Consider the following 11,244-nt stretch of genomic DNA (forward strand, 5'->3'; position numbering starts at 1 on the left):
GCTCCAGTGCGGCGGCCTGCGCAGGCGACGAGCCGATCATTGAATAGGCGAACGCCGTGGAAGCGCCCATCGCGCTCGCCATGGCAAGAAACTCGCGGCGATCCATGCCGCCCTTCCTGACTTCGTCTGCGTAGCTTTCGATGACGGCCGGGACGCGGTCACCGTTGCTCTTGAAAATCGTCATTGTGATTCTCCGGTTTGGGCTTTCCGCCCGTTACATTCCCCTTGCGTGGAAGATGTTAGAGGCGATGCAAAAATCCCGGCAGGGCTTGAGCCCCGGCAAACGGCCGAAAACCAGCCAATAAGACCTAAAAAAACGAAGCCATTGGCGTGTCAATTTTTGAGTTGGAGAATTCACAAGGGGGTAGGACGAACAGCGCTTAAGCGCCATCCTCCTGCGCCCGCAGCAGAATCCATTCCCGCACCGTGCGCGCGATGGTCCCCTTCGAAAGCTGGTTTTCGGTGAGGTAGTAGTTCCACGGACTGGCCGGCCGGACCGGGAACGGTTCGACAAGCAGTCCCCGCCGCAGATACGCGTGGGCAAGCGAGCGCTGGGTCGCGACGAGCCCTGCCCCCATGGCGGCCAGCTCAAGCGCGATGTTGGAAGCGTTGGTCGTCAGGCCCTTGTCGTGATCGTCCATGTCGACGCCCAGTGCCGACGTGACGACCTGCCAATATTCCTGGCGGCCATGCACGAAGATCCAATCGACCTTGAGTATATCCCGAGGCAGCTTCAGGGCGCCCTCGCCATCCAGCAGCGTCGGCGCGCACAGCAGAACCAGCTCGTCGTTCCACAATGGAAGGCCCGCGGGCGGACGGTCGTCGAAACGCCGCGTCGAAATGGTGATGTCGGCGATCTGCTCGCTGAGGTCCTCCCAGATCGTGCCATGCAGCACGATCTCGATTTCGGGATGTTTCTTGCGAAAGGCGGCCATGCAGCCCGCCAGCCAGTTCTCCGCCAGGCTCATCGGGCAGGAGACGACCACCGTGCGGTTGCGCGACGAAGTCACGATCGCCTCCGTCGCCTGGTCGATCTGATCGAGCGCCTGCCGCAAGGTGGGAAGGAAGGCCTCGCCCATTTCGGTGAGCTTGAGACTGCGCGGATAGCGGATGAACAATTGCCGGCCGATATAATGTTCAAGCGCGCGGACATGCGTGCTGACCGCTGCCTGCGTGTATCCGAGCTCCTTGGCGGCCAGGGTGAAGGAGAGGTGCCGGGCCGAACTCTCGAATGACCTGATATAGTTCAACGGGGGTGGTGGCTTCATCTGCGGCTCCTGCTTCGTGCAGTGAGAGGTAAACCATGGAAGCGCCGGCGTTCAATCGCAGGCAAGCGACAAGACATAGATATTTTTGGCCAAAGCCGCCGAACTAATTGCGTGAAAGCGCGATGGACCCAAATTAATGATGTCGTGACGCAGAGGGGAGTGATGCCAGTGGCTGTGCCGTCGCACCGGCGTGAAGGGCTTGACGCGAGTACCAGCGTGGCGGTTCGCCTGGCCGATTTCGTGTTGCGGCGGCCGGCGGCCGTATTCCCTCTCCCTGTCCTGGAACAGGCGCGATATCTCCTGCTCGACACGCTCGGAATAGCCATTGCGGCTAGCCCGATGGAAGCCGGCCGGATCGCCCGCGACACCGCCGCCCTTCTCTACGGCTCCGCCGATCCTCCGCATTCGGCGCGCATGCTTTTCGACGGCCGCCGCGCCAGCATCGCCGGGGCCGCTTATGCGGCCGCAACGCAGATCGACAATCTCGATGGCCATGACGGTTACAGCCCGACCAAGGGCCATATCGGCGTCGCCGTCGTTCCGGCGCTGGCAGCGCTGGCGGAGGCGCTCCCCGACCTCAGCGGGCCGGAAGCGCTGGCATCGCTTGTCGTCGGCTACGAAGTCGCCGGCCGGGCCGGCATCGCGCTGCATGCGACGGTGTCGGACTACCACACGTCAGGCGCATGGAATGCCGTGGGCGTGGCCGCGCTCGCGGCAAGATTGCGGCGGCTCGGCGAAAAGCAATTCCGGGAGGCGCTAGGCATTGCCGAATATCATGGCCCGCGCAGCCAGATGATGCGCGAGATCGCTACGCCGACGATGCTGCACGACGGCTCGGGTATCGGCGCGCTGACCGGCCTGTCCGCTGCCGTGCTGGCCGAGCGCGGCTTCACCGGCGCGCCGGCGATCACGGTCGAGGCGCCCGAAATCGCCGCTCATTGGCAGGATCTCGGCGCCTTCTGGCAGGTGCTGCATCAATATGTGAAGCCCTACCCGATCTGCCGCTGGGCGCATGCGGCCATCGACGCAACGCGTGGCCTCGTCCTGGCGCATAACCTGACCCCGTCGGAGATCAGCCATGTCGAGGTCAACAGCTTCCACTACGCCGTGACACTGTTCGACGGGGTGCCGGACACGACCTCGAAGGCGCAATACAGCCTGCGCTTCGCCGTCGCGACCTTCATCATGCATGGCCGCATCGGTCTGGAGCACATTTCCGGCAACGGGCTTGAGGATGCCGCCGTCGCCGAACTGCTGAGCCGCATCACGGTCCGGGAATCGGAGCGCCACAGCGTCCGCTTCCCCTCGGGGCGCTGGGCCGACGTGGCGATCACGACCACGGACGGGCGCGTGCTTGCTTCCGGCGACGTCCACGCGCGCGGCGGACCCGAGGCGCCGCTGACACTGGCTGAGATCGAGGCCAAGTATATGGAGTTCGCGACGCCGGTGCTCGGACAGGGCCGTGCCAGCGCGATCCGCGACGCGGTCCTTTCGCTTGCCGATCAGGACAGCCGCTTCTCCGATCTTTCGGTATTGCTCTACGATCCGCCCCTCGTCAGCATGACCCTCCAACGGCCAGCGTGGTAGCCTGAAATGCCGCTCAGGCTTCTGAAATACGGTCTCAGCAGGGACTATCCGGTCAGCGGCGACATTCCGGCAACACCGGACCTCAAGCCATCCTACGATGTGGTGATTGTCGGCGGCGGCGGGCATGGATTGGCGTGCGCGCATCATCTTTCGAAATATCACGGCATAAGCAGCGTCGCGGTGATCGAGAAGGGCTACCTCGCGGGCGGCAACACGGCGCGCAACACGACCACGATCCGCTCGAACTACATCACACCGGAAGGCATCGCCTTCTACAAGGAAGCGGTCGAGCTGTTCGAGGGCCTGTCGCAGGAACTCGACTTCAACGTCATGTTCTCGCAGCGCGGCCAGCTGACGCTGGCGCACACGGAAGCGACCCTGCGCAGCTTTCATGCGCGCGCCGAGATGGGCAAGCATCTGGGCACGCGCACCGAAGTCGTCGACCAGAAAGCGGTCGAAGAGCTCGCACCGTCCCTCAACATGGACTATGGCGGCACGCTTGAGATCCTTGGCGGGCTCTGGCATGCCGATGGCGGAACCGCGCGGCATGATGCGGTTGCCTGGGGCTATGCCGCGCAGGCGTCGCGGCGCGGCGTCGAGATACACCAGCGGACCGAAGTGGAAGGTTTCGAGGTCGTCGGCGACCGGGTCCAGGCCGTCAAGACCAACCGCGGCCGCATTGCCTGCGGCCAGGTGCTGATCGCGACCGGCGGGATGAATTACGACGTGGCGCTGATGGCCGGCGTCGAACTTCCCATCCGCTGCTATCCGCTGCAGGCGATGGTGACGCAGCCGCTGAAGCCCTGGCTGGATACGCTGGTTTCCTCCGTCTCGCTGCACACCTACCTGGTGCAGTCCTCGCGCGGCGAGGTCGTCATCGGCGGCGGCTCCGATCCCTACCAGCTCTACTCGACGCGCTCGACGCTCGACATGAAGGAACACCTCGCCGAGGGCGCCGTGCATCTCTTCCCGTTCCTGCAGGGCGTGCGGCTGCTGAGGCAATGGGCCGGGATTACCGACATGACGCCCGACTACAGCCCGATCATGGGTGCCAGTCCACTCGAAAATCTTTGGCTCGATTGCGGTTGGGGGACGTGGGGGTTCAAGGCAACACCGGTCGCCGGCAAACGCATGGCGGAGACGATCGCCAGGGGCCGCGTGCCCGACATATTGAAGCCGTTCGCGCTGGAACGTTTCGAGACGTTCCGGCTGCTCAACGAAATGGGCGCTACGGCGGCCAGTCACTGACCATGAAACGCCGCTGACCATGAAGATCCTGACCTGCCCGATGAACGGCCAGCGCAATATAGACGAGTTCCAGTCGTTCGGGCCCGTCCGCGCCGAGCTGGATCCGGACCGGGCCGCCGATGCCGACTGGTCGCGACACCTGTTCCGCGCCGAAAATCGCAAGGGCGTCGTGGTCGAGTGGTGGCGGCACGTGCCCAGTAATTACTTCTTCCTGGCCGAGCGCGACCTCGTCACCAACGAGATCATCCGCACCTTCGATGCTTCCGAACACCGAGCTCAACCATGAACCGGCTGGCTGAGCCCTGGGGCAGCAGGATCGACCGAAGCCGCCCCATCCGCTTCACATTCGAAGGCAAGAACTTCGAGGGCTATGCCGGTGACAGCATCGCCAGCGCGCTCGCTGCCTCCGGACAATGGGTGCTGTCGCGGTCCTTCAAATATCATCGGCCGCGCGGCATCCTTTCGATGACCGGGGCGGATGCCAACACGCTGGTGCAACTGCCGTTCGAGCCGAACGTCGCCGCAGACCGCACGCCGATCAGCGAGGGGTTGCGGATCAGCGCGCAGAACGTCAACGGCACGCTCGAGCGCGACCGCGACGCGATCATCGACAGGCTGGGACGGTTTATGCCGGTCGGCTTCTACTACCGCACCTTCATGGGGCCGCGCCGCGACAGCTGGCAGAAATTCTGGGAGCCGATGATCCGCCGCAAGGCCGGACTGGGCGTGGTCGACACCACCGCTCCGCGCCGGCATTTCGACAAGACGCACCTGCACTGCGACATTCTCGTGGTCGGCGCCGGTCCGGCAGGACTGAACGCCGCCATCGCTGCCGCCGAGGCGGGCGCGGATGTCGTGCTCTGCGACGAGAACCCGGAGATCGGCGGGTCGCTGACCTATGGCCGGCATGATCCGGCCATGCTTGCCGACCTGTCCTCCCGGCTGCGGGCCCTGCCAAATCTGCGCCTGCTGACCGGGACCGTCTGCAACGGATGGTACGAGGACAACTGGCTGCCGCTGATCCAGGGCGACCGGCTCTATCGCACCCGCGCCCGCGCCGTGATCCTGGCCACCGGCTCGATCGAACAGCCCGCCATCTTCCGCAACAACGACCTGCCGGGAATCATGTTCGGCGGCGCTGTGCAGCGGCTGATCCGCCATTACGGCGTGCGCCCCGGACAAAAGGCCGTGGTGCTGGCCACCGGCGACGAAGGCTATTGTGTCGCGCTCGATCTGGTCGAAGCCGGCGTCTCGGTGATGCAAGTCGTTGATCCGAGATCCAGCGGCGAGACGGGCGCCTTCGAAGCCGAATTGCACGGCAAGGGCGTGGCCATCCGGAAGGCCGCGGCGATCGAAGCCGCCGAGGGGACAGCGGGAAATCGTCACCTTGCGCGGGTTCGCATCGGCGGGCACTGGATCGAGTGCGACCTGCTGGCTGTCTCGGCTGGCAAGGTGCCTGCCTGGCAGCTGCCTTGCCAGGCCGGCGCCAAGGTCGGCTACGACGCCACCACCGGATCAATGACGCTCAGCCTGCCGAAAGCACCGGTCCACCTTGCCGGCTCTGTCGCTGGAGACAGCGATCTGCAGGACGCGATTGCCGGCGGGCATCGCGCGGCCGTGGCCGCACGTTTGGGGCTCGGCCACGCTGTTGCAGAGGACAAAATATTCACCAGGCCGATGGCCACCAGCCCGGTCCATGTGCTGCCGATCGTCGCCGATCGGAAGGGCCGCGACTTCGTCGATTTCGACGAAGATCTGCAGGTCAAGGATCTGCAAAACGCGGTCAAGGAGGGTTATCGCGAGATCGAGCTGGTCAAACGCTTCAGCACCGTCGGCATGGGCCCGAGCCAGGGTCGCCATTCCGCGCTCGCAACAGCCAGGATCGTTGCCGAGGCGACCAACCGCGCGGTCGCCGAAGTCGGCATCACCACTGCCCGCCCGCCGGTCGGACCGGAGACGCTTGGCGTGCTTGCCGGCGACCACGAACCCCTTGAGCGGCGCACCGCACTGCATGCCAGGCACCTGGCGCTCAACGCCGTGATGAAGCCGGTGGGCGCATGGTGGCGGCCGTATTTCTATGGCGATGCCGGCGCGGCCGAAAAGACGATCCGCGACGAGATCATGGCGGTGCGGCAAGGGGTCGGCCTGCTCGACGTCTCGACGCTCGGCAAGCTGGAGCTGCGCGGGCCGGATGCTGGCGAGTTCCTCGACCGCCTCTACACAATGGCGCATGCCAACCAGCCTGTCGGGCGTGTGCGCTATTGCCTGATGCTCAACGAGATGGGCTCGGTGGTCGACGATGGCGTCGCTTACCGGATGGCGGACGACCGGTTCTATGTGACCGCCACCACGGGTGCGGTGGCGCGCGTCTATGCCGACATGCTGTTCTGGAACGCGCAATGGCGCTTGCGAGTCGATGTCCTCAACCTCACCGGCGCGTTCTGCGGCCTGAACGTCACCGGACCGAAAGCGAGGGCCGTGCTTCAGGCGCTGGACAGCGACATCGATTTCGACCGCGAGGCTTTCCCCTATCTCAGCGGTCGCGAAGGCGTTGTCGCCGGCGTGCCGGTGCGCGTCATGCGGATTGGTTTCACCGGCGAGCTGAGCTACGAACTGCATTGTCCATCCAGCCTCGCGCCCGCCCTTTGGGACGCGGTGATGACTGCCGGCGAACCTTACGGCTTGAAGCCTTACGGTCTCGAAGCCTCGCGCGTCCTTCGCCTGGAGAAGGGGCACATTCTGATCGGCCAGGACACCGACGCGATCACGACGCCTGACGAGCTCGGCTTTGGCTGGGCGGTCTCGAATAAGAAGCCTTTCTTTATCGGCAAACGGTCGATTGAGATGCGCGCAAGGCTGGGACAGTCACGCAAGCTCGTGGGCCTGCGATTTCCGGCCGATGCCAAAGATATACCCGGCGACAGCTGCCTCGTGCTGCGCGGAAATGATCCTGTCGGTCAGATCACCTCAATCGGGTTCTCGCCGACACTCGGCTGTAGCATCGCGCTGGCCTTTGTCCATGTTGACGACTCCACGGAAGGCAGCCTGGTGACGGTGAAGTGCCGGAACGGCAATCTGGTCGACGCGCCCGTGGTTGCTCACGCCTTCTTCGATCCCGCCAATGCACGGCAGGAGATGTAGATGGCGCCAAGCGCGGTTTTCCCCTTCATGGCCGGCGGCGCGGCGCACGGCACCAAGCTGCCCATCGGCGCGGTAACGCTGAGCGACCTGACGGCCACTCCGCGCTTTGGCCTGAAAGGCGGCGGCGGCGCCGCCTGGCTCACGGCGCACGGCATCGCGCTGCCTGCAGTCAATCGCATCGGCGCGCATCACGGCATGCGGATCCTGCGCCTCGGCAACGAGGACATCCTGCTGCTGGCCGAAGGTGCGGCCGAGGCGCTGGCCGAACTCAAAGCCGCCTGGGCGAACGATGCCGGGGCGAAAGCCTATTCATCCTGGCGCGAGGAAGGCTGGGCGTGGATGCGCCTCTCTGGCCCGCACGCGCCGCAAGCGATGGAACGGCTATGCGCGCTTGATCTCCGGGCCGACCAATTCGGTGTCGAAGACATAACGCAAACACGCGTCGGTCACGTCGAGGCGGTCACGTTCCGCTCGCAAGCGGGTTTTGATGTAATGTTCGACGTCACAGCGTCGGCCTACTTCGCCAGGACGACAGCGGCAGCGGCCACGCAGTGCATAGAGTTGCCGACCGATACGGAAGGACACACATGACCCGCCCGCAAGGAACCATCGCACCGATCCTGACGCCGTTCGAAAACGATGGCCGCATCGCGCGCGATCTCTGGATCTCGCATGCCAAATGGGTGCTGGGCCAAGGCGCGCATTTCCTGTCGCCGTTCGGCACCACCGGCGAGGCGCTGTCGCTGTCCTTGCACGAGCGCATGCAGGCGCTGGAGTGGCTGATCGAGGCCGGCATTTCGCCGAGCCGGCTGATGCCCGGCACCGGCGTCACCGCGCTGCCCGAAACCGTCGAGCTGTCGGCGCATGCGGTCGGGCTGGGCTGCGCCGGGGTGATGGTCCTGCCGTCGTTCTTCTACACCGCTGCCGGCGACAACGGCCAGGCCCGCTACTACACCGAACTGATCGCGCGGGTGGCGAACCCGGCAATGAAGATGATCCTATACCACATCCCGCAGAATTCCGGCGTGCCGGTGAGCCCCGCCTTGACCGCACGGCTGAGCGAGGCGTTTCCCGACACCGTCGTGGCTTACAAGGACAGCGCCGGTGACTGGAACAACACGGCGGCAGTGATTGCTGCGGCGCCCGCGGTCGCGGTCTTCCCGAGCTCGGAAGCACAGCTGACCAAGGGGCTCGCCAATGGTGCCGCGGGCTGCATCTCGGCGACCGTCAACCTCAATGCCGCGGCCATCCGGGCCCTCTACGATCGAGCGATCGCCGGCGAGGACGTTGCCGAGGCGGATGCGGCGGTCAAGGCGTTCCGCAAGATCATCCAGGATGCCGGCCTCATCCCGGCAATGAAGGCCGTGCTGGCGGTGCGCTCCGGTGACCAGCGCTGGCTGACCCTGCGCGCGCCGCACGAGAACGCGACACTCGAAAGTGGTGAAAAACTGCTTGCCGCGCTCGGTCCTTCGGCCGACCACATTGGCCCGAGCTGAGCGGCCCCATGTCGGCTGATCCATCCGTCATCCTGCACACCGACCGGCCAGCCGCTGCGCTGGCCGTGCTCGAGGAGACGCATCCGGATCTGACCGTCCATTGTTGCGACAGCTATGCCGCCCTGCCCGAGCTGATCGGGCGCGTGGCAGCGGAAGTGGTTTATTCCGTTCGCTTCGACGGCACCCCTCGCTATCCGCGCCAGGCGCTTGTCGAAAGCCCGAGCGTGAAATGGGTCTCCGTCGGCGGCTCCGGCACCGATCATCTCGGCAGTTGGGACCCCGAGCGGCTCACTGTGACGAATGCGGCGGGCGTCGCCGCCGGCATGCTGGCGGAATATGCGCTCGGCGCCATGCTGTCCTTCTCGCTTGACCTGCGCGGCTTCGAGCGCCGCCGGCAGGCGCGGCAATGGGGCGGTGGCCGCGTCGAGCCGATCGAAGGCAAGACGGTCTTGATCATCGGCCTTGGCAAGACGGGCACAGCCGTCGCCAGTCGCGCACAGGCAATGGGCATCCGCACGCTCGGCATCCGCGCGCGCCCAAAAGCCATGGACGGCCTCGACGAGGTGCATGGACCGGACGCGCTGCCGACCCTGCTTGGACGCGCCGACTTCATCGTATGCTGCGTTCCGCTGCTGTCCAGCACGCGCGGTCTTCTCGGTGCGGCGGCCTTCGCCGCAATGAAGCCTTCCTCCGTGCTGATCGACATATCGCGCGGCGGCGTCGTCGACGAGGCAGCCCTGCTCGCTGCGCTCGATAACAAGCGGATCAAGGGCGCCGCGCTTGATGTCTTCGCGACCGAGCCGCTGCCGGCGGGCCATCCGCTATGGGGTTACGAGAGCGTTGCCATCACTCCGCATTGCGCGGCGGTCTACGACGGTTGGGATATCAAGTCGGTGCGCATGTTCGCCGACAATCTGAAGCGCTACCGCGGCGGCGCGCCGCTTGAAAATGTCGTCAGTCCGGAACGCGGTTACTGAAGCGAGAGGAAAGCAGTCTCATGACACAGGACAGGCGCGGCGGTGGCCGCAGGGGGAAATCCGGACGCAGCGGCGGGGGCATCGCGCAACTGCTCTGGGAGCAGGTGAAGAACCCCTATCCGCCCATGCAACTGCTCGACGAAGAGCGGATGGAGCGGCTGCACGACACATCGATGCGCATCCTGTCGGAACTCGGCATCCGTGTCATGAGCGATCGGGTGATGGACCTGTTCGCCGACGCGGGCGCCATCGTCGACCGCGAGGAAAAGACCATTCGCATCGACGAAAGCCTGGTGCGCGAGGCGCTGCGGACAGTCCCGTCATCCTTCACGTTGACCAGCCGCAATCCGGAAAAGCAGGTGCATCTCGGCGGCAATTCGCTGGTCTTCGGCCTGGTTGCCGGACCGCCCAATGTACATGACCGCATCAATGGCCGCCGCCAGGGGAATTTGCCCGACTATCAGAACTTCATCCGGCTGGCGCACCACTTCAACGCCATCCACATCATCGGCAACCAGGTTGTGGCGCCGATGGAGCTGCCGGCCAATTCGCGCCATCTCGACACCTACTACGCAAATTTGACGCTCAGCGACCTCTCCTTCCATTGCACGGCGATCGGCAGCGCCAGGGCAATGGATGGGATCAACATGATGGCAATCTCGCGCGGCATTTCCGTCGAGGAGATGCGCACCTCTCCTGGCGTGACGACCATCATATCGATCAACTCGCCGCGGCTGTTCGATGACGCCATGGCGGAGGGCCTGATCGCAATGGCCGAGCACGGCCAGCCTGTAACCGTTACTCCCTTCACCCTGATGGGAGCGATGACGCCGGTGACGCTCGCGGCGGCCCTTTGCCAGCAGAACGCCGAAGCTCTGTTCGGCGTGGTGCTGACGCAGCTCGTCAACCCCGGCACGCCCGTGATGTATGGCGCCTTCACCTCCAATGTCGACATGAAGTCGGGCGCGCCGGCCTTCGGCACGCCGGAGAACGCCAAGGCCAACATCATCGCTGGCCAGTTGGCACGCCGCTACAATCTTCCCTACCGCACCTCGAATGCGAATGCCTCGAACGTGGTTGATCTGCAGGCCGCCTATGAGACGGAAATGGCGACATGGGGCGCGGTGCTGGGTGGCGCCAACTTGGTCTACCACGCTGCGGGCTGGCTGGAGGGCGGCCTGACTGCGTCCTACGAAAAGCTCATTCTCGATGTGGAGATCCTGCAGAACATGATGGAGTTCCTGCGCCCGCTGCCGTTCCAGGAGGACGATCTCGGTTTCGAGGCGATCAAGTCGGTACCGGCCGGCGGTCATTTCTTCGGCGCCGAACACACGATGTCGCGCTACACGACCGCCTTCTACCAGCCGATGCTGTCCAACTGGCAGAACCACGGCGCCTGGGAGGAGGCCGGCGGCAAGGATGCGCTGGAGCGGGCGACGGAGCTCTGGCAACAGGCGCTGCACGACTACGAAGAGCCGGTAATGGACCCCGCGATCCGAGAGGAGCTCGACGCCTATGTCGCACGCC

The 11,244-nt window shown here is 65.0% G+C and carries 10 protein-coding genes; 8 read left to right on the forward strand and 2 right to left on the reverse strand.

The features are described 5' to 3' along the window. Together EN939_RS07780 and EN939_RS07785 are read right to left on the reverse strand one after the other, a co-directional pair. On the reverse strand, positions 1–184 hold a 184-nt coding region (locus tag EN939_RS07780; protein ID WP_127267562.1), incomplete at its 3' end, for a twin-arginine translocation signal domain-containing protein. A 196-nt stretch (positions 185–380) separates the two neighbouring features. Continuing rightward, positions 381–1,268 carry a LysR substrate-binding domain-containing protein gene (locus EN939_RS07785; RefSeq protein ID WP_127267563.1) on the reverse strand — a complete coding sequence of 296 codons (888 nt, stop codon included), beginning with the start codon at positions 1,266–1,268 and terminating at the stop codon, positions 381–383. Between the two features lie 216 nt (positions 1,269–1,484). Between EN939_RS07785 and EN939_RS07790 the strand changes: the two genes are divergently transcribed. The 8 genes from EN939_RS07790 to EN939_RS07825 form a co-directional block, all read left to right on the forward strand. Continuing rightward, positions 1,485–2,855 (forward strand): MmgE/PrpD family protein, encoded by a 1,371-nt coding sequence (locus EN939_RS07790; RefSeq protein ID WP_245465158.1) that lies wholly within the window; start codon positions 1,485–1,487, stop codon positions 2,853–2,855. Positions 2,856–2,861: 6 nt separating this feature from the next. Further along, positions 2,862–4,103, forward strand: coding sequence for an FAD-dependent oxidoreductase (locus EN939_RS07795; RefSeq protein ID WP_127267565.1), 1,242 nt, complete (start codon positions 2,862–2,864; stop codon positions 4,101–4,103). A 19-nt stretch (positions 4,104–4,122) separates the two neighbouring features. Next, on the forward strand, positions 4,123–4,389 hold the full coding sequence (locus tag EN939_RS07800) for a sarcosine oxidase subunit delta (protein WP_127267566.1): 267 nt from the start codon (positions 4,123–4,125) through the stop codon (positions 4,387–4,389). After that, positions 4,386–7,244: a 2Fe-2S iron-sulfur cluster-binding protein gene (locus tag EN939_RS07805; protein WP_127267567.1), complete on the forward strand. Its 2,859-nt coding sequence runs from the start codon at positions 4,386–4,388 to the stop codon at positions 7,242–7,244. Before EN939_RS07800 ends, EN939_RS07805 begins: the two co-directional genes overlap by 4 nt. 27 nt (positions 7,245–7,271) lie before the next feature. Continuing rightward, positions 7,272–7,835 carry a hypothetical protein gene (locus EN939_RS07810; RefSeq protein WP_164750909.1) on the forward strand — a complete coding sequence of 188 codons (564 nt, stop codon included), beginning with the start codon at positions 7,272–7,274 and terminating at the stop codon, positions 7,833–7,835. Then, entirely contained in the window at positions 7,832–8,740 is a 909-nt protein-coding gene (locus tag EN939_RS07815; RefSeq protein ID WP_127267569.1) for a dihydrodipicolinate synthase family protein, read from the forward strand. Before EN939_RS07810 ends, EN939_RS07815 begins: the two co-directional genes overlap by 4 nt. A gap of 8 nt (positions 8,741–8,748) precedes the next feature. After that, positions 8,749–9,717 carry a D-2-hydroxyacid dehydrogenase gene (locus tag EN939_RS07820; protein WP_127267570.1) on the forward strand — a complete coding sequence of 323 codons (969 nt, stop codon included), beginning with the start codon at positions 8,749–8,751 and terminating at the stop codon, positions 9,715–9,717. 20 nt (positions 9,718–9,737) lie between these two features. Then, the coding region (locus EN939_RS07825) for a trimethylamine methyltransferase family protein (protein WP_127267571.1) at positions 9,738–11,244 on the forward strand (1,507 nt) is incomplete at its 3' end.

This window comes from Mesorhizobium sp. M7A.F.Ca.CA.002.05.1.1 (assembly GCF_003998335.1).
Lineage (GTDB): Bacteria > Pseudomonadota > Alphaproteobacteria > Rhizobiales > Rhizobiaceae > Mesorhizobium.